At 44.7% G+C, this 19,895-nt stretch carries 18 protein-coding genes; 12 read left to right on the top strand and 6 right to left on the bottom strand.

The window, feature by feature from the left end; genetic code table 11:
• Positions 1–108: 108 nt before the first annotated feature.
• Both JCM16456_RS20150 and JCM16456_RS20145 read left to right on the top strand, forming a co-directional pair.
• The gene (locus JCM16456_RS20150; protein ID WP_197655223.1) at positions 109–1,347 is read left to right on the top strand and encodes a PrpF domain-containing protein; all 1,239 of its coding nucleotides are present in this window, start codon (positions 109–111) and stop codon (positions 1,345–1,347) included.
• A gap of 268 nt (positions 1,348–1,615) precedes the next feature.
• On the top strand, positions 1,616–2,485 hold the full coding sequence (locus tag JCM16456_RS20145) for an aldo/keto reductase (protein ID WP_068717860.1): 870 nt from the start codon (positions 1,616–1,618) through the stop codon (positions 2,483–2,485).
• A gap of 100 nt (positions 2,486–2,585) precedes the next feature.
• Here the strand turns inward: JCM16456_RS20145 and JCM16456_RS23885 are convergent, their stop codons facing one another.
• Positions 2,586–2,744 (bottom strand): hypothetical protein, encoded by a 159-nt coding sequence (locus JCM16456_RS23885; RefSeq protein WP_156430607.1) that lies wholly within the window; start codon positions 2,742–2,744, stop codon positions 2,586–2,588.
• Positions 2,745–2,782: 38 nt separating this feature from the next.
• Between JCM16456_RS23885 and JCM16456_RS20140 the strand changes: the two genes are divergently transcribed.
• From JCM16456_RS20140 to JCM16456_RS20125, 4 genes are all read left to right on the top strand, one after another.
• Entirely contained in the window at positions 2,783–3,277 is a 495-nt protein-coding gene (locus JCM16456_RS20140) for a GlcG/HbpS family heme-binding protein (RefSeq protein WP_068717858.1), read from the top strand.
• An 86-nt stretch (positions 3,278–3,363) separates the two neighbouring features.
• Positions 3,364–3,561: a hypothetical protein gene (locus JCM16456_RS20135; protein ID WP_068717855.1), complete on the top strand. Its 198-nt coding sequence runs from the start codon at positions 3,364–3,366 to the stop codon at positions 3,559–3,561.
• 170 nt (positions 3,562–3,731) lie between these two features.
• Positions 3,732–6,272 carry a glycyl radical diol dehydratase GrpM gene (grpM, locus tag JCM16456_RS20130; RefSeq protein WP_068717853.1) on the top strand — a complete coding sequence of 847 codons (2,541 nt, stop codon included), beginning with the start codon at positions 3,732–3,734 and terminating at the stop codon, positions 6,270–6,272.
• A gap of 60 nt (positions 6,273–6,332) precedes the next feature.
• Positions 6,333–7,250, top strand: a complete 918-nt coding sequence (locus JCM16456_RS20125; protein ID WP_068717852.1) for a glycyl-radical enzyme activating protein — start codon at positions 6,333–6,335, stop codon at positions 7,248–7,250.
• On the opposite strand, the gene JCM16456_RS20120 is transcribed toward JCM16456_RS20125, so the two are convergent.
• The 4 genes from JCM16456_RS20120 to msrP all read right to left on the bottom strand — a co-directional run bounded on the left by JCM16456_RS20120 (position 7,247) and on the right by msrP (position 11,488).
• The gene (locus JCM16456_RS20120) at positions 7,247–8,329 is read right to left on the bottom strand and encodes an AraC family transcriptional regulator (protein ID WP_068717850.1); all 1,083 of its coding nucleotides are present in this window, start codon (positions 8,327–8,329) and stop codon (positions 7,247–7,249) included. The two genes, JCM16456_RS20125 and JCM16456_RS20120, sit on opposite strands and share 4 nt — an antisense overlap.
• A gap of 30 nt (positions 8,330–8,359) precedes the next feature.
• Positions 8,360–9,589: a sensor histidine kinase gene (locus tag JCM16456_RS20115; RefSeq protein ID WP_068717848.1), complete on the bottom strand. Its 1,230-nt coding sequence runs from the start codon at positions 9,587–9,589 to the stop codon at positions 8,360–8,362.
• A gap of 260 nt (positions 9,590–9,849) precedes the next feature.
• Positions 9,850–10,476: a ferric reductase-like transmembrane domain-containing protein gene (locus JCM16456_RS20110; RefSeq protein ID WP_068717846.1), complete on the bottom strand. Its 627-nt coding sequence runs from the start codon at positions 10,474–10,476 to the stop codon at positions 9,850–9,852.
• A 1-nt stretch (position 10,477) separates the two neighbouring features.
• Complete coding sequence (gene msrP / locus JCM16456_RS20105) at positions 10,478–11,488, bottom strand: protein-methionine-sulfoxide reductase catalytic subunit MsrP (RefSeq protein ID WP_068717844.1); 1,011 nt, start codon at positions 11,486–11,488, stop codon at positions 10,478–10,480.
• A 698-nt stretch (positions 11,489–12,186) separates the two neighbouring features.
• Between msrP and JCM16456_RS20100 the strand changes: the two genes are divergently transcribed.
• The 4 genes from JCM16456_RS20100 (at position 12,187) to JCM16456_RS20085 (ending at position 17,983) form a co-directional block, all read left to right on the top strand.
• Positions 12,187–13,113, top strand: a complete 927-nt coding sequence (locus tag JCM16456_RS20100) for an AEC family transporter (RefSeq protein WP_068717842.1) — start codon at positions 12,187–12,189, stop codon at positions 13,111–13,113.
• Between the two features lie 232 nt (positions 13,114–13,345).
• Positions 13,346–16,330, top strand: a complete 2,985-nt coding sequence (locus JCM16456_RS20095) for a sensor domain-containing protein (protein WP_068717840.1) — start codon at positions 13,346–13,348, stop codon at positions 16,328–16,330.
• 279 nt (positions 16,331–16,609) lie between these two features.
• Entirely contained in the window at positions 16,610–17,233 is a 624-nt protein-coding gene (locus tag JCM16456_RS20090; protein WP_068717839.1) for a GNAT family N-acetyltransferase, read from the top strand.
• Positions 17,234–17,365: 132 nt separating this feature from the next.
• Positions 17,366–17,983 (top strand): NUDIX hydrolase, encoded by a 618-nt coding sequence (locus tag JCM16456_RS20085; RefSeq protein ID WP_068717837.1) that lies wholly within the window; start codon positions 17,366–17,368, stop codon positions 17,981–17,983.
• 247 nt (positions 17,984–18,230) lie between these two features.
• Here the strand turns inward: JCM16456_RS20085 and JCM16456_RS20080 are convergent, their stop codons facing one another.
• Positions 18,231–18,536, bottom strand: coding sequence for a hypothetical protein (locus JCM16456_RS20080; protein WP_068717835.1), 306 nt, complete (start codon positions 18,534–18,536; stop codon positions 18,231–18,233).
• Between the two features lie 148 nt (positions 18,537–18,684).
• Here JCM16456_RS20080 and JCM16456_RS20075 point away from each other — a divergent pair, with 148 nt between their 5' ends.
• Complete coding sequence (locus JCM16456_RS20075; RefSeq protein ID WP_068717833.1) at positions 18,685–19,260, top strand: cysteine hydrolase family protein; 576 nt, start codon at positions 18,685–18,687, stop codon at positions 19,258–19,260.
• Positions 19,261–19,363: 103 nt separating this feature from the next.
• Positions 19,364–19,837, top strand: coding sequence for a GNAT family N-acetyltransferase (locus JCM16456_RS20070; protein WP_068717831.1), 474 nt, complete (start codon positions 19,364–19,366; stop codon positions 19,835–19,837).
• The last annotated feature ends 58 nt before the right edge of the window (positions 19,838–19,895 follow it).

Below are 19,895 nucleotides of genomic sequence, written 5' to 3'. Positions count from 1 at the left end.
CCATCAATTCTATGATTCCCTGTAATTCAACTTGTTGTATCTTAACGAGTTAAACCACTGAAAAAGAGGCCAGTGAGTGGGGACGAGTTTGTTTATAAGGACGTTGCTATGCACAGTAGTAAAGAGAAGTTTATGTCAGTCAATGTCAATACCGCGACTGGCGTGGTGGAATTTCCTGTTTACTATATGCGTGGTGGCACCTCGACTGGGCTAGTGATTTGGGAAGGTATCGCGCCGCAAACCAAAGCGCTACGCGAAGAGCTGCTTCGGCTCATTATGGGAGCACCCTTGTCTGGCTCAATTCTCAATAATAATCAGCTTAATGGGTTAGGGCGCGCTACGCCGACAACCAACAAAGTGTTCTTCGTTTCTGTGGCAGAGCAAAGCGAGCAGCGAGTAAAGTTAGTCAGCACCTTGGCTCAGTTGTCCGCCGATCACGCTGACATCGACTGGAGTGTCAATTGTGGCAATATGTCCTCCGCGATTCCTCTATGGGCGTATGATCACGGCTTATTGCCCCAAGTGGATAATCCCGAGTTGGAGATATTGAATAGCAATACTGGAGTGGCTACGTTAGCGCGGCTTTATTACACCAAAGCATCGGGCTTTGAATTGACGGAGATCCCGGGAATTAATGGATGCTACCCCAGTGTCGACCTCTTTTTGCAAAATCCGGTCGGGGCCAAAACTGGACGGTTGTTACCCACGGGTAAAGCGAAGGAAACCATTGATGGTATTGAAGTAAGCTGTGTTGATGTCGCGGTGCCTATGGTGATGGTCAAAGCCGAAGATGTGGGAATGGTGGGCGATGAGACGCCAAGCCAGCTAAACGACAACTTAGAGCTTAAGCAGCGGTTAATGGCCATTTGGGTCGAGGCAGGTTTGCGTATGGGGCTGAAAACCAAACAAGGGTCTTTCATGACAGTGGAAGAGCTTCAACGCAGTGAGACGATTCCTAAAATCTGTTTGATCACCAAGCCTAAGCACAATGATGCCAATATAGCGGTGCGCTATTTCACCCCACAAAAAGCGCACGCGTCTATGGCCGTTACCGGGGGATGTTGTCTTGCTTCTGCTTGCCTTGTTGACGGTAGTGTTGCGGCGCAAGTTGCCGAACGTATTCAACGGCAAAAGGTCGCAGACAGTCATGATGTAACTAAAATCCGTATCGAAAACCCCGCCGGTGTATTAGAAACTGAAATCACCTATCAAAGCGACCCTCACTGCAAACTGAGTATTACTGGCGCAGCCTATAAGCGCACGGCACAAATTTTAGTAAAAGGTTGGGTGCCTTTGATTGGCGCATCAGCAAAGCTGCGTGCTGCGTTAACGCTCGATCGCGATTAATACCAATAAGTCTTTATCTGAGCACATGATGATCATGATTTTTATCCGCTGAGTCCATTTTTGCCCTGGGCCTAGCATTGATGATCAGTGCTCATAAGTTCGTCCAAGATTTTGCGGATAATCATCCCGTCCTCATTCGGTTAATCTATACCCCAAAATAGAAGATAGGCTCATCACAAGAAAGTGACGCTGTTATCGACAGTGCTCAAACGGACAGTAAAACGAGTTTATTTCAATACAATTATCGACAAAGTGAGGACATTCTTTGATGGAATACACTACGTTAAACAATGGTCTTAAGATGCCAATGGCTGGGTTTGGTGTCTTTCAAGTGACAGATAAAGAAGAATGCAAGCAAGCGCTCCTTGCTGCGATTCGTGCTGGTTACCGTTTGATTGATACCGCTGCGGTTTATGGCAATGAAGATGCGGTTGGCGATGCGGTGCGTGAAGCGATTGCCGAAGGTTTATGTACCCGTGAAGAGCTGTTTATTACCTCTAAATTGTGGGTGCAGGATATGGCGAGCTACGATACGGCCAAAGCAGGAATCGAAGCGTCATTAAAAAAAGCCGGCCTTGATTATTTTGATTTGTACCTCCAACACCAAGCCATGGGTGACTATTTCAGTGCGTGGCGTGCAATGGAAGACGCTTACGACGCGGGCAAACTCAAAGCGATTGGTGTCTCCAATTTTTACGCGCATGTGTTAACCAACTTCTGTGAAACTGTGCGTATCACGCCGATGGTGAACCAAGTTGAACTGCATCCTTATTTTGCGCAAACCGAAGCGTTAGAAACAATGCAACATTACCACGTTCAACCTGAAGCTTGGGCACCACTGGGTGGTGGTCGTCATAACATTCATGATAACGAGGTGGTAAAAGGCATCGCTGCGGAACATGGCAAAACACCAGCGCAAGTGGTATTGCGTTGGAACGTACAACGCGGGGTGACGGTGATTCCTAAATCCACACATGAAGAGCGCATCAAACAAAACTTCGATATTTGGGATTTCGCGTTAACAGACGCTGAGATGGCTAAGATCACATCGCTTGATCTCGGCTACGTTGGTGAAGCGGTAAAACATTTTAATCCGGCCTTTGTCCGCGGATGTTTAGGTGTGAAAATTCACGATTAGTTTGCCAGCCTAAATTACTGAGCATGATCATCAGCACACCCCTGCCGATTCGGTGGGGGTGTTTTTTTAGGGCTTTGAGGTTACTTGGGTATAAGTAGCACTATTTTGTCCTAAAGGCGTTGGAGTGCGCAAAATTGTCCTCCATCGCCGCAAGTTCTGACATCGGATTCCTTTTGCCTAAGTAGTAACGTAACAAAGAGATGTTGCTATGTGCTAGGTAAGCCGCTACCTCACTGAATGGAGTAACACGTCTTAGCATGGTGCTAGCTCAATAAAATCAAACAAGAGGTATGAACCGTGAAGAGTCATGATGAATTGTTCGACACTCCTATCGCGAGTGCGACAGCCCCAAAACCAACGCAAGCCCCACAAAAAATTTCCTTGCATGACGCCATGTTATTGGGCGAATTCGCAAAACAGAAAGCGCTAGAAATGAATTTGCCGGTCGTGTTTTGCTTAGTGGATGCTAGTGGGCATCAACGCTATTTCTTCTCCATGGAAGATGCGCTGTTAGTTAGCCATACCGTAGCGGTTAAAAAGGCGTGGACAGCAGTGGCACTGAAAATGTCGACCCAACAATTAGCACAAGAAATTCAGCCGGGTAAGAGTCTGTATACCTTACAAAATGACGCAAGTTTGTGTTGTTTTGGTGGGGGCATTCCATTGTGGAGTGGCAACCTGTTAGTGGGAGCGCTAGGCATCAGTGGTGGCAGCGTGGAACAAGACGTTACGGTAGCGCAATACGCAGTCACCCAATTTAGTCAGCGTTACTACTCATTATTACCTGCATAACAGCTATTACTGGCACAACAGATGGTTAGCTGCATAAATGTGGCTTTACAGCGTATGTGTGGTCTAGCCGCAAGGGGAAATCTGATATGAACGATGCAGAAATTGCTCAAGTCGTCGACAAGATTCTAAGTCAATACACCGAGCCTAAAGCTGAAACAGAGGCGACGCCTTTGGTGAGCGATGCTAAAAAAGATGCCCAAAAAACCGCCGCATTCGATCTAACCAGCATTGTTTCTCGCGCATTGGCTGACACCTTAAACGCGAGTTCATATCCTAAAGATTAAATGACAGCCACTCCATTGCGCGTGCGCCAAAGGGGGGGGATTCAGTGACGGGCCATAAGTCGACAGGCATGGGTATGGTTTTGCGAAGTCACAGCGGCTATCACTGCAACCGAATTCATTTACAAGGTGTGTGTTAAAGCATACCTGTTCATCATTTTGGGAGACATTGTATGTTAGAGAAAGGCTTTACCAACCCAACCGATCGGGTGGTTAGACTGAAAAATACCATTTTACGTGCACAGCCCTATGTCGAATCTGAACGAGCAGTGCTTGCCACCCAAGCCTATCGTGAAAACGAACAGCTTCCTGCGATTATGCGACGGGCTAAAGTGGTGGAGAAAATCTTTAATGAACTGCCTGTCACCATTCGTCCAGACGAGTTGATTGTTGGGGCGGTGACCATCAATCCACGTTCTACGGAAATTTGTCCGGAATTCTCGTTCGATTGGGTTGAAAAAGAGTTCGAGACGATGGCAACGCGTATTGCTGACCCGTTCGTGATTGAAAAGAAAACCGCCCAACAACTGCATGAAGCATTTAAATACTGGCCCGGTAAAACTACCAGTGAACTGGCGGCGTCTTACATGTCTGCTGAAACACACGCTGCGATGAACAATGGTGTGTTCACGGTCGGCAACTACTTCTTCGGTGGGGTAGGTCATGTGTGTGTGGATTACGGTAAGATTCTGAAAAAGGGTTTTAGCGGCGTCATCGACGAAGTAAAGCAAGCGTTAGCAAACCTAGACCGCACCCAACCCGATTACATTAAGAAAGAACAGTTCTATCATGCGGTGATCATCAGTTATCAAGCCGCTATTAAGTTCGCTCATCGCTATGCAGATGAAGCTGCGCGCCTTGCCCAACTTGAAGCTAATCCTCATCGTAAAGATGAATTAGCACAGATCGCACAAAACTGTCGTCGCGTGCCTGAACAAGGGGCAACCACGTTCTGGGAAGCCTGCCAAGCTTTCTGGTTTGTGCAAAGTATGTTGCAAATCGAATCAAGCGGTCACTCGATTTCTCCAGGGCGTTTCGACCAATATATGTACCCCTATTTGGCAGCAGATACGGATATCGACCCTATCTTCGCCCAAGAATTGGTTGATTGCTGCTGGATCAAACTTAACGACATCAATAAAACCCGTGATGAAGTCTCTGCACAAGCGTTTGCCGGTTATGCCGTGTTCCAAAACTTGATTGTGGGTGGTCAAACCGAAGAGGGTTTAGATGCCACTAACCGCCTAACATACATGTGTATGGAAGCAACGGCACACGTACGTTTACCGCAACCTTCCTTCTCCATTCGCGTATGGCAAGGGACACCAGATGAGTTTCTGTTCCGCGCTTGTGAATTAGTGCGTTTAGGCTTAGGTGTGCCTGCGATGTACAACGATGAAGTGATCATTCCGGCGCTACAAAACCGCGGGGTATCGCTCCACGATGCGCGTGATTACTGCATTATCGGTTGTGTTGAGCCGCAAGCGCCACACCGTACCGAAGGTTGGCATGATGCGGCATTCTTTAACGTCGCCAAAGTGCTTGAAATTACCTTACATGGTGGTCGTGTCGGTAATAAACAGTTGGGACCTGTCACTGCCGAAATGACCAAATACACCAACATCGAAGACTTTTTTGCCGCGTTTAAAACGCAAATGGCGTACTTTGTTCATAAATTGGTTGAAGCGTGCAACAGTGTTGATATTGCCCACGGCGAACGTTGCCCATTGCCGTTTCTTTCTGCCATGGTTGACGACTGTATCGGGCGCGGTAAATCACTGCAAGAAGGGGGCGCAATTTACAACTTTACCGGCCCACAAGCGTTTGGTATTGCCGATAGTGGCGACTCGGTTTATGCCATGCAAAAACAGGTGTTTGATGACAAGAAACTGTCGTTAGCGGAACTGAAAACCGCCCTTGATGCGAACTTTGATTATCAAGGACAGCCACAAACAGCAAGCCGAATGTCACTTGGTGAAGATGAAATTAACGCACTGGTTCAACGCATCGTAGAACAAAATGGCGCACTGGAACCGGCGGCGATTAAAGAAGAGGTGTATCGTCAACTGTCAGAAACAAATGTGACTCCGGCGTCTAGCGGGCGTATGTCCCGTAACGAGGAGATTCGTCATATTCTCGAAAACACGCCTTGTTTTGGCAACGACATTGATGCCGTCGATTATGTCGCTCGTCGTTGTGCATTGGTTTATTGCCAAGAGGTGGAAAAATACACCAACCCGCGTGGAGGACGTTTCCAAGCAGGGATTTATCCTGTTTCAGCCAACGTTTTATTTGGTAAAGATGTGGCAGCACTTCCTGATGGTCGTTTGGCTAAACAGCCTTTGGCGGATGGGGTGTCACCACGGCAGGGTAAAGACATCTTAGGGCCAACCGCGGCTGCCAACTCGGTCGCCAAATTGGATCACTTTATCGCCTCCAACGGTACGCTCTACAACCAGAAATTCCTGCCTTCTGCATTAGCCGGTGAAAAAGGCTTACGTCATTTCAGTGGTTTGGTGCGCAGCTATTTTGATAAGAAAGGGATGCATGTTCAGTTCAATGTCATTGATCGTGACTTGTTACTGGATGCTCAACAGCACCCCGAAGAGCACCAAGACTTGGTGGTTCGCGTGGCGGGATACAGTGCGCAATTTATTGTGTTAGCCAAAGAGGTACAAGACGACATCATCAGTCGTACCGAGCAAACCTTCTAACCTTGAGTCCGTTTAAGGCCGCCTTGGTGCGGCCTGTTTTTTTGTCATGAGAGCTGCTAGATGAATGAAGTGAATTACCATGCCGAAGGGACTCTGTTCAATATTCAACGCTATTCGATCCATGATGGACCGGGAATTCGGACTATTCCTTTTTTCAAAGGATGTCCGCTATCGTGTAAATGGTGCAGCAACCCAGAATCGCAACGTCTCAAACCTGAACTGATGTTCAATAGCCTACGTTGTGTGCATTGCGGTAAGTGTGAGGTGGTGTGTCCCCATCAAGCGTTGTCGTTTGCCAACCGGTATTTTATTGATCGTGATAAATGTCACCAATGTGGCGAATGCGTTGCCGCCTGTCCAACCCAAGCATTAGAAATGAAAGGTACACGGATGAGTGTGGCGCAAGTGGTTGATGAACTGAAAAAAGAAGAAAACCTGTTTCGCCGTGCGGGTGGGGGTGTCACGCTGTCTGGTGGAGAGCCGCTAGCCCAGCCGGAATTTGCGCGCGAATTGCTTAAAGCGTGCAAAGAGAAAGGGTGGCATACGGCGATAGAAACATCGGCTTATGCACCGAAACGAGTGATTAGAGAGATTTTTCCCTTTATTGATGTGGCGCTGACCGACATCAAAGCGATCAATCCCTTTATTCATCGAGAGCACACTGGCGTCGATAATCGCATCATTTTGGAAAATTTGCTGCGTATTGCGCAAATCACTCAGCTGGTGGTGCGAGTGCCAGTGATCCCAGGCGTAAATGATAACGTTGAAGAGATCCAAGCCATTACCGAGTTTGCTAAGTTATTGCGTGGCGTTGAGTCGTTGCACTTGTTGCCTTATCACACCTATGGTGAGAACAAATACGCGCTGCTGGGGCGTATTTACCCAATGGGAGAGACAGCGCCAGTTAGCGAAGAGAAAATGGAGCAGCTTAAAGCAACAGTAGAAGCGCAAGGTTTCGAATGTCAAATCGGTGGTTAACCAGTGACGATTGCGGCTGAACGTTGTGGTAAGGCGTGGTGTTGTCGGTAGGCAGACGGTGTCATGCCAACCGTTTTTTTAAACACACGACAGAAATAGTTGGCGTCTTGCCACGCCAGTTCTAAAGCAATGGTGTTCATGTTGAGGTCGCTGTACTGTAACAGCCCGCACGCAATCATGATTTTGCGTTGAGTGATGTAGTTTGACACTCCAACGCCGCACTGGTTTTTGAATCCTCGACTTAGGTAGCACGCACTGACAAAGGCGTGTTTTGCAATATCGTCTAACGTGAGTTTTTCGAGAATATGGCGTTCAATGTGCAGTGTTGCTCGTTGCAAAAACGCTTGATGGCTCGAATGCGGTTTTGCTGTTATCGGTGTCATCGAAAAAATCTCGTGGCTTAACCTAAGCAACGAAAGAATAAGATGAGCATACAGTGATGGGGTCAGCCCATAACGCTCTACCTCTTGGGCAAGGCTATTGAGCTTAGTGTGTACCGTGGCATATTGGTCATTCGGGCGAGCAAGGTGAATGCGGATAGTATCGAAAAGCTCTTTGAGCTGAAGGCTTGCATCCGTACCTGCTTGAGCCTGTTGGAACGCTTGATTGACCTGCTTTAAAAGGTAATCATGCCATTGGGCGCATTGCGCATGATCTAATAGATCGGTAATGTTCTGTTTCATGGCGCGTGATGCCGACATGGTTTGTCTATCGACACCTAATGTGCGGTTGATGGTCTCGGTGAGCGTGGCTTTTTTCACCGGTTTTAATAGATAATCTTCGACATGTAAGCTCAACATGCTGCGTAACATATCAAAATCGTCATTAGCACTGGTGACCACGACTTTGGTGGTGTTGTTTTTTGCTTTGAGATACTCAATCACCTCTTTGCCGTTGGGCAGCGGAATATTGATATCTACCAGCATCATGTCGATCTGCTTTAATGAGTCAATAAGCGCTATGGCTTGTTTTCCAGTTGATGCCTCATGGAGTACAACATTATCCACACATTGAGAAACAATGCGGTTGAGCGATTCAAGTTCGATGGGTTCATCTTCCACAATAACAATGTTGTACATAATGCGTCTCGTGATTAGATTGTATGCAGCCTATTGCTGCATCGGAAAGCGTAAGCGAATGGTGGTGCCCTTCATGGGTTGGTAAGGGCTGGATAATTCCAGCTTATAATGATCGCCAAACAGTAATTTCATGCGGTTAATGATATTAAAAATGCCGATGCCGCCTTTTTGTTGATTACGCTCGCCAGACAATATGAGGTCGATATTCTCTGGTGAGATTCCGTCACCGTTATCTTTCAGTTCAATAATTACGTTCTCTCCGTCATCGATTGCTTTTATCGATAATTCACTGACAATTTCTCTCGGTTCGACCACGTAATTAAAGAAATTTTCGACCAAGGGTTGTAGCACTAAAAAAGGACACACCACGTTTAAGTAACGATCCGGTATATCAATAGAATAGGTAAAGCGATTACCCATGCGCACCGTTTGAATGGACATGTAATTCTTCACATAATTTATTTCTTGTTTTAGCGTGATTAACCCCTGATTATTCTTTCTTAGTAAATAACGCATCATATCGGCAAAATCGTGCACCATGGTTTCGGTACGCTGTGCTTCTTCTAAAAAGGCAAGTCGGCCAATGGTGTTTAATACATTAAAAAGAAAATGTGGATTAATTTGATAGGACAACGCCTTAAACTCGGCTTCATGTAAAGAACGTTCTATTTCCATTCTTTTACGCAATTCATCCGTAAGTTCAATTTCTTTGCGTCTTAGCTCACTTTGAATATAAGTATTGTGAGCTTGTTCTACGAGATAAGAGGCAACATTAAACAACGTGTACGCGATAGACTCAAATCTATCGTAGGGCATGCTTTGAGCTTTATTAAAGAGTGCAATATAGCGTTCATCGTTAGCGATGTTTTTATTTTGACTGAGAATATAAGGGACAGGATGATTATCATCCGTCTTATCAATTTTTACTTGGCCTGAGATAAATGCGCCAAGATAACGACCATTGATCATAATGGGAACAGCACACTCGACAAAGCCACAATAACAGCGATAAACCGCGGGTTTGCCTGACTGCATAGCAAGTTTTCCACCGGCTGAATCGCTCTGATAGCACTGATGTTTCTGCTTAGGGTCTTGTCTTGCGTACTCGCAATATTCACAAAAGCCACTTGGTTGCGTGACCGGCACGCCATCTGCATCAACCACCACCAGAGCCACCATCATCGACTTACTGAAATTGTCTTGAAGTGTTTGCAGCCTATCAATATTCAAGTATTGCTGGAGTTTATATTGAGCGTTCATTATGCGAGTCACGAGTGTTGAATATAGCGGAATAACCATATTGCACTATAACGGCGCACGCAGGGGTTAACGTTGAGAGCGTTCACACTAAAGAAAACAATAGGCGATAAGGAGAATGGTAAGGTAGAAGTGAATATATTTATTCATAAAATCAATAAATTATATTAACTAAAATGATGTTAATATTTTTAATGACGACGAAGTGTGATGTCCTGCTAATTTGTACTCGATACCGCTTGTTTATTGCTGGTTATGCATTGCTATTTACGGCGAAAAGATAACCAACCTTTCCATTTCATATGGGTTTTTATTAATACAACACCCAGCGCTCCCGCCCAATAATAAACCGGTGTGCCCCAGGCGGTTTTTTCAGACCAAGTATAGTGCCATAGCATCAGGAACAGTGCTGGGTAAATGAGGTTATGCAGTGTTTGCCAGCGGCGACCGAGTTTGCGGCGTAGGGCGTTTGGGGAGGTAATGGTGAGGGCGAGTAAAATAAGCAGCGCAGCAAAGCCGATGGTGATGTAGGGGCGCTCTACAATGGTCGCGCCAAGCTGGTTAAGGTCGAGACCCAGAATAAAAATGGCGAAAGTGAGAAAATGCCCCAGAGCGTAGACAAAGGTGTAGATGCCCACTAAGCGGCGAAAGCGCATGAGTTCGCCGCCGAAATAACGGCTTAGTGGTGAGATTAATAGGGTGATAAGCAGTAAGTTTATCGCGCCAAAGCCAGTAAAATGCAACAAGCCTGCGACGGGATCTGCGCCTAGTTGATCTTGAACGCCTAGCCAAAATGTCAACATTAGCCAGCCACTTGCCACCAGATGAATTAGGCTCTTGATTATGATTCTTTGCCATGGAGTGAGCTTTATGGTCCAACGCATTGCCATGTTAATAGAATTTCCTTAAATCGAGATTGCTATACAAGCTTGCGACTTCGCTATAGCCATTAAAAAGCTGTGTGTTGATGCGTTTGGTTGAGAGTAAGCCACCTGCGGTAATGCGTCTTTCGGTTTTTTGGCTCCAACGTGGGTGGTCGACATTTGGATTAACGTTCGCGTAAAAGCCGTATTCATGAGGTGCTAACTCATTCCAAGTAGAGCGCGGTTGCTTGTCGGTTAAGCGAATACGTACGATGGATTTGATGTTCTTAAACCCGTATTTCCAAGGCACAACAAGGCGAATTGGGGCGCCGTTTTGTGGCATTAAGGTTTTGCCGTACAGACCCACGCTCATCAGAGTTAAGGGATGCATGGCTTCTGCAAGCGTAAGCCCTTCAACGTAGGGGTAATCTAAACCACCACCAACAAATCGGCTAGCTTGTCCGGGCATCTGTTTGGGGTCGAACAGGGTTTCAAAGGCCACGTATTTGGCCGAAGAAAGGGGGGCTGCTTGCTTAATTAATTCACTTAACGGAAAGCCAATCCACGGAATCACCATCGACCATGCTTCAACACAGCGTAAGCGATAAATGCGTTCCTCAAGGGAAAAGCGTTGGGTTAAGTCGTCATAACTGAGTGTTATCGGTTTATTGACCAAGCCATCAATGGTGAGCGTCCAAGGTTCGACTTTAAATTCTTGCGCCAGTTTGGCTGGATCCTCTTTGCTGGTGCCAAATTCATAGTAATTATTGTAGCTAGTGACCTTTTCATAAGGGGTTTGCGTTTCTTGAGATGCGTATTTTTCAGGTTTAGCAAAACTCAGAGGCTGAGTCACAAATGTGCGGGTAGGCGTTTCTTCCTTGCTACCAAATAGGTTAAATGCTTGGCTGCTATTGGGCAGCAAACTACCAAGGCCAATAAAGCCAAGGGATTTTAATACCTTCCTGCGTTGCAGATAGACATCTTCATCAGTGACATCGTTTTCTGTTAGTTTCACGCTGGGCTGATAACGCTTGTTCATAATGTCCCTTATTGAATTGAGGTTTGTGCAGCTATTGCCTATTAGTCGTAGACAACGCGTTAGGTATTACAGTTGCACCGAAAATAAATTTAAGTTTCTGGAATGTTTAATGGGTTTGTCTCAACAAGCATAGAAGAACATGAGCTTGTTGCTTGAGATCACCGTTGGTTAGTGTTTGATTCTGCAATGAGCAGGCTTGTTAGAGGGTTACAGTGTACGGCCTGTTTTCATCCGCGATTTAAAAATTTAATCCTGAAGGGCTTGAGGTAGAGTGATAAAAGATGTGTTTCTCAGGCCATTGGCGCTGGTTTGGCACAAATACAGCTTGAGGCACACGATCAGTCGGTTAAAGGATTAACCGCATCGATATTTTACCTTTGCCGTTTGGGGCTAACTAAGTTAGCTAGAAATAAGCGGATACCGACGGTTCTTACACCGTAGTAATCCCATGTTACACAAGGAATGTGTTATGAAATGGATCTTAGCTTATCTTGATCTTTGTCTTCCCTCGGGCCAGTGGGGACTACAAAGCACGCATCGTCATGCTGGTGGTGAAATGCTGTTTTGGGCATAGCAAAGCAGCCGTGGTTAAAGTGTGAAGTGATTAAAATTCGAGCTGAGTGGCAAATTTTATCTTATTGAATCGATAGAATAATTGCTGCCTCGCCTTTTTAATTACCCAATATTGAGTCTTCACTATGAACCAGTTTCTCGGCCCATTATCGTTTGTCTTTATCATGGCTTTAGCGTTTACCCTTAAAAAGGTTGGTTTTATTCAGCCTGATGAAAGCCGGGTAGTGAATAAGCTACTGATGAACCTTGCGCTTCCTTGCACCATCATCGTTACCTTTGCCTCACTACGTTCAACGGAAAACCTACTGCAGGTATGCATGTTCGGCTTTGTTGCCAGTTTATTGCCCATTTTGGTGATCTACCGAATGACGACCAAAATGGCCAACTACAGTCGCGCCGTAGTGATGCTCAATATCAGTGGGTTTAATATAGGGTGTTTTGCGCTGCCGTTTATTCAGCTTTATTTCGGTAATGAGGGTGGCGTGTTAGCCACCATTTTTGACACAGGTAACGCGTTATTAGTAACGGGTGGTTCGTATGTTCTCACTCAATATCTGTTACCGGAAGCCGATGGCGAAAGGATGACCATGAAGGATGTGGTACGTAATTTGTCACAGTCGGTGCCATTTGTTACCTATATCATTATGTTTATATTGGCATTTTTAGGTTGGAAATTGCCGCACGCCGTCAATCAAATACTCACTCCTATTGGCGCAGCAACGCCATTTTTAGCAATGTTTATGCTCGGGCTGCTATTTAACCCTCACGTAGAGTTAAGTCAGCTTAAAATCGCATTGGGTTTAACTGCACTGCGTTTGTGTTGGGGCGTGCTCTTTTCGGTAACCGCGTATTATTGGTTGCCATTTGATCTCTTAACTCGCCAAGTCCTCTCTGTGGTGGTTTTTGCTCCAGCCAGTGCGCTCGCCCCAATTTATTCCATGAAGTTAAAGGCCGATGTGCAGCTTTCCGCATTTACCAATAGTTTGACGATCATGAGTGGGGTGGCAATTATGAGTACACTTTCTATTCTTTATACAGGTGGCCTAAATTAAGGGTAAATCCTAATCATCTAAAGCCATTATTCTGCGATAGTTGATGTGCTGTTTGACGTGGTGATGGTGCCTTGTATTGTATTACCTACGTATCGAGTATCACAAAGAGCGACAAAACAGGGCTTTATTGTTACAAATAATCCCATCTGTTAATTATCTACTGCATATACTCTTAGAGTAGTGATATAGACAGTATTGTCAGCGAGACAATGAGACTTTGAGGCAAATACCTTTGGCTTTAAATAGAACAACCGCTGGACAGCATACAACCAATTCAGCCCAAGAGGCTGGTGATGAGCTGTGGATACGGTTAGACACGGTACCATCATCTGAGCAACAAGATCTGATTGATACTTTGCTGCAAAGTGGCAAGTTGGCTATTTTGTTGCTGGTTGAAACAGCAGAGATCAAAAAGTGGTGCACTCATCACTATGCGCCTTGGCTCATTGCGGCAGAAAGACAATCACTCACGGGATTGACCATCACTTTATCCGCTGATGCGAACGAGGTTTTCCCTCAAGGTCCATCATTAACTCAGCTTCCTACTTTATCGCTGGTATTGCCTAACGAGCGTTCTTTAATTATTCAGTTACAGTGTCATCAAGAGCGAGATTATATCGATGTACTCACCACTTGGGGCAATGCGCTGGTACCAAAGGAAGATATCGCTTCATTGCTGCTTCAACTTTCTTTAATCGACATTACTCAAGAAGAACATGCTGCTGTGCAATTGCTACTCGAGAGACAACGACTTGTTGTTGAGCATTATCTTGCCAGTGAAAATTACCTACAGATAAGTGAACGTAGTCTACGTAGAGTTGCAGAAACGCTTCCCCAGTTAATGCTCGAGTTTAATGCGCACGGTGAATGCATTTATGCCAGTCAGCAATGGCAATCGTATACAGGAGTCTGCTTTCTTGATGGTGATGGTTGTGACTGGCTAGCAACGATTGCCCAACCAGAACGTCAGGTGTTTATTGAGCATTGGAACAATCCACAAGCATCGGCAGGTATTGAATGCAAAATTCGTGATCATAGTGGTGGCTATCATTGGTTTAGCGCGCGGATTACCCCCTTAGATGATGTGCCAAATGAGCAGACGAAATGGGTGGGGTCTTTTACTGATATTGAAACGTTGAAACAGGGGCAGTTTAGCTTGGAACAAAGCCAAGCTAGGGTGAGTAATATCATCGATACCATGCCGGAGGCGATTTTATTGGTTGATGAGAATGGTCTCATCGTAAAAGCGAATAAACGCAGTGAGGAAGTGTTTGGCTATCGACAAGATGAAATCGAGCAGCAGCCTGTTGAAGTGTTGCTACCTGAACGCTACCGTAGCCACCATGTGCACTTACGTGGAGAGTATACCACTCAACCTAGTATTCGAATGATGGGGGTGGGGCGAGATCTATACGCGCTGGATAAGCAAGGTCGTGAATTTCCTGTGGAAGTGGCTCTTGCTCCATTGGTTGAAGCTGATCAGCATTATGCCGTGGTGTCGATAGCGGATATTACTAAACGTAAAGAAGCTGATGCTGAATTGATCCTTGCAGCAAACGTATTTTCAAGCACTATGGATGGTGTCATGATCCTCGATGCCGAAAGACGAGTGGTAAAAATTAACGCAGCGTTTGAGCAGATTCTCGGCTATAAAAATCGGGATATAGTAGGCAAGGGCATTGCCATGCTAAGAACCGAAAAGCACAGTAAAGAATTTTACCTTGAACTGTGGGATATTGCTCGAGAAACAGGGCGTTGGCAGGGCGAGATTTGGCAGCGCCACACCAAGGGATTTGATACACCACTGTGGCTCAGTTTAACCACAATTTATAATCACAATGGCCAAGTAGAACGTTTTATCGCTACGGTGTATGACATCAGCGAACAGCTCCAAGCCCAAAAACGGATTCACTATCTAGCCCATTACGATGTATTGACCAATTTACCTAACCGTACTCTCTTTCTTGAACAATTTGAGCAGTTCTTATCCCAAGCAAAACAGAATGAACAGTTTCTCGCTTTATTGTTTGTTGATCTTGATAATTTCAAACAAGTGAACGACACCTATGGTCATCCCGTTGGAGACAAATTGCTTTGCCAAGCTGCAGAAAGAATGCAGGCAGTTGTCAGTGAGAATGATATTGTAAGTCGTCATAGTGGTGATGAGTTTGCGCTATTGCTACGTAGCGTTGACGGTGAAAAACAGGCCAGCAAAATTGCGACTGCGATTTGTGCGGAATTAGCGAAGCCATTTGATGTTGGACGTGGTGATTTCTTTATTTCTGCCAGTGTCGGCATTGCTTGTTTTCCTAACGATGGTTTGGATGCCAATATCTTACTTCAGCGTGCTGATCTTGCCATGTATCGGTCAAAGGAACTTGGTCGTAATCAGTATCATTTTTACCGAGAAGAAATGTCGGAACATATTCAGGAGAGAACTGAGCTTCAGGCCGATTTACGTATTGCAATCGAGCAGAACCAACTGGTGCTTTTCTATCAGCCAGTTTTGGATATTATGACGGGAGATTGTGCTGGTGTTGAAGCATTGGTGCGCTGGAATCATCCGACCAAGGGGATGATTCCCCCGATGAAGTTTATCCCTTTGGCAGAAGAAGGGGCACTTATTCACCCATTAGGTGAATGGGTTCTAAAACGTGCGTGTGAGCAGTGGGTTACTTGGTATGAGCAAGAGGTCGCAGTAGGTTTTGTGTCGGTCAATGTATCCGGTAAACAGGTCATGCACAGTGACTTTGTGAACATTGCTAACGGCATATTTGCACAGACTAAGTGCCCAGCAAATCATATTTTAGTTGAGCTAACAGAGAGTTTCGTTATGCATGAAAGCGAGCTGGCTATTTCCCGTTTGCATCAGTTACGAAACCTTGGTGTTGGTATTGCAATTGATGATTTCGGAACCGGATATTCCTCACTGTCTTATCTAAAACGTTTACCCGTGACCAAGCTTAAACTGGATCGTTCCTTTGTAAACGATCTGCCAACGGATGCTAATGATGTTGCGATTACACGTGCCATACATAGGTTAGGTGAGGCTGTTGGGTTAGAAGTGATAGCGGAAGGGGTTGAAACCCAAGAGCAACATCACTTTTTATTCGATGAAGGTTTTACTCTATGCCAGGGATATCTATACGCTAAACCCATGTCGGCTGAGCAGTTGACTCAATTTATGACCCAGCACTTCAATCGCAACAAAGATTGATGGCTCTTTGGGGTTGTGATGATCTTCATCTCTAAGAGACAAGCCTTATCTCACTATTGAATCTGTCATTTATCCGCAAGGGATCTGTGAGCTGGAATCGTTCCCATAAACCAAAATTACGATAATCTTATTATATGATGCCTAAGTGATCCCAAGATTCTGTTTCGGCATCTTGAGGTTACTTCGATATTAAGTGTCTTATTAACCACTTGTATAATATACAAATACGAGGCATTGGTATCTGACCATTCCTTTTAAACGCCTTTATATAGTTGTCGAATGAATACTACGTCTTTTGCGGCTAGCTTGCCGTTTGCTGATATTGAATTAAGGCCTGCCTACCCAAGCGAATTAATCGATGTATACAGTATGATCACCGATGATGAGCAATGGACGCAATTTAATGGGCCGTATTTTGGTTACGAACGACCTAACTTACGTGATTTTCAATTGGGGCACTTTACTCAGTTATGTATGGGTGATGAGTGTTTATTGATTACCAAAGATGATCAACCTATTGGTACCGTCTCATTCTACTGGGAAAACGAGCCCACACGATGGCTAGAAGTAGGGATCATCATTTATCGCTCCACTATGTGGTCAAAAGGGTTAGGTTTTAAGGCGCTGATTCCTTGGATTACGCATATGTTTGCAACCAAGGAGATTGCGCGGGTCGGGTTAACCACTTGGTCCGGTAACCCCCGTATGATGGCCTGTGCGGAAAAACTGGGTATGCAGCAAGAAGCGCGTTTACGTAAGGTGCGTTATTTTAATGGAACCTACTATGATTCGGTTAGATATGGGGTGTTACGTGAAGAATGGTTTGAGAAACTGCCCAACTTATGTGCGCTTGTTACCAGCAAATTAAGTAGTTTGGAGTGTTTCGATAAATCCATTAGTTAACATTCAACGTGAGTATTAGATAGCTAATACTGATAATATTCATAGTATTATCCTCAAGTACTGTAACCTAGGTCACTTACCCTTTTTTCTAGTGTGCTACCGTGGTCCGCTGTTGTCGAGAGGAGACCATTGATGCAACCTTGGCTAGAAATGGCGAAACAACTGCAAGCCATCGCCCAAGCGGGCCATGCTTACAGTAAAGACGAATATGACCTAGAACGCTTTGCGCAAGTGCAGGCCATATCCTATCAGATGATTGCCGATTTAGCGGGCAGTACTGTTGATAAAGTGGCGCAGCTTTATATTGCTGAGGAAGGTTACCCTACACCTAAAGTCGATGTTCGCGCAGCGGTTATCCGAGAGAATAAAATATTACTTGTAAGAGAGCGCGAAGATGGCGCCTGGTCACTGCCTGGTGGGTGGGGTGATGTATGTGAAACTCCAACTCAAGGTGTGATTCGCGAGGTTAAAGAAGAATCTGGACTTGATGTCAAAAACCCTAGACTGGTTGCGATTAAAGACCGAGCTGTACACGGCTACAACCCTATATTTCCTTTTCATATTTATAAATTGTTTTTCATCTGCGAATTTGTCGGTGGGGAGATCACTGAGAATATTGAAATTTCTGAGGCAGGTTTTTTTAGCCTAGATGATATTCCCCCATTATCAGAATCACGTACTTTAATGAGTGATATAGAAATGATGTTTGCTCATTATAATAACCCATCTTTACCCGTTTATGTTGATTAATAGTTGTGGCTAATATTTAAGAAAAGTTAACATAGATAAAAATTAAAATTTGTGTTTTTAATACCTTGGTTCCCATCTAGCAAAAATGATGTGATAAATTAGATGGCTATGAATTAGTGATTATGATATTAGTAAAAAATAATCATAATATTCAAATGCTTATTTAAAGGTATTTAATCGTTAAAAATTGCATTTTTTATCATAAAATAAGTGAGATGTTGTAGGTAATAGTAATATTTACCGATTATCATGCTGTAATAATAGGAATGGCTTGGTTGGGGATTCGTTTATTTCTGACTAAGCCTCGACGAACGTTTTTGCACATTTTGCCAAAACGGTTGAGCTCATCAAATGTTGGCGAAATACCGCGATTAATCGCGTACTCCCAATAAGTGAGCTCTGTGTCTACTAATTCCATCAGTTTTTTAGGGCAACCTATACATTCATTATCAGGACCACAGACAAAGGTGTCTGCTTGATAAAGAGGGAATTCCGCTTTTACCGCTTCGATTATTTGACGCATAGCGGTGATGCGATCAGGTTTTTTATTCATGAAGGTGACTGACTAATATCGTAATTTTTGTAGGGGTATTGTAGCGAGTATGTAGCAAGCTGGATACCTCTATCCACATATTTTTTGTGGATAAATGACGAATATTGGGCTGTTACCTTTTTTTGTTGATGGTGTAGAAGGAAAAATAATGAAAATAGCCTTATTGGTCATTGATGTACAACAAGCCTTATTTGATACAACCCCTAAGCCGTACAAAGCGCTTGAGGTGGTCGAATACATCAATCAACTCTGTAATTGGGCAAGAGAGTCAAGTTACCCTGTCATTTATATTCAGCATGAAGAGCAAGAGCTGGAAGTTGATACACCGCAATGGCAACTGTATGAAGCCTTGCAGCCACAAACGGATGATTTATTTGTACGTAAAACCACACCAGATTCTTTCCTTGGCACCAATTTGCAAGAGCTTTTACAAGAGCAGGGTGTCGATCGTTTGATCATTTGTGGTTACGCAACAGATTTTTGTGTGGATACGACAACACGCCGTGCTGCAGGGTTAGGATACCCCATTTTATTGGCGTCTGATGCTCACACGACCCACGATAAACCCCATGCATTAGGGGCGAATATTCGTCAGCACCATAATCAAACATTGAGTGCAATGAGCAGTTTTGGAGTACCAATTCAGTTAGCCAAAGCGGATGCTATTGTATCTGGTAGCCCTAAGTTGTACCAATTTATGCAATTTGAATCGAAACACAATTAATACACTACAGCATATCGTGTTCAATTGGGTAACTGTTTTCATACGTTAAAATCCATGTTAGGTTCATGTTTCTATTCAATTTCATAATGAAATGGTGAGTGGCATGAATCTAACCATCCAACCCCTAGCAAAAGCGCATTATGCGCAGTTATGTGAACTGGCTGTTAGCGAAGAACAGCAGCAATACGTAGGTACGATGGAAGGCCTCCTTGCCTGTGTCTCAATGGATGTTCATCCACATGTTATCTGCGTTAACGATCAAGTGATCGGCTTTTTTCTCATCGATACCTTCTACGGAATCAAATATGACTTTGCGCTGGATAATGCGATCGGCTTGCGTGGCTTTTTTATCGATCAACGTTATCAAGGACAGGGCTACGCTAGAGCCACGATGGTGCAGTTTGGTACCTATTTAAAAAGTTATTATTCCCACCGCGGGAACATTTACTTAACGGTCAACTGTCGTAATCCGTTTGCAAGACAAAGTTACTTAGCGGGTGGGTTTATTGATACTGGCGAGCTTTATCTCGGAGGAGCAGCTGGGCCACAGCACGTTATGAAGTTGAGTTACGCTTGAGTTGGCGTGGTAACTATGATGCCAATTTATTGTTTTATCTAAAGTAAGGAAAACTGCA

Source organism: Vibrio tritonius, from assembly GCF_001547935.1.
Lineage (GTDB): Bacteria > Pseudomonadota > Gammaproteobacteria > Enterobacterales > Vibrionaceae > Vibrio > Vibrio tritonius.
This window is presented reverse-complemented; position numbering and strand designations above follow the sequence as displayed.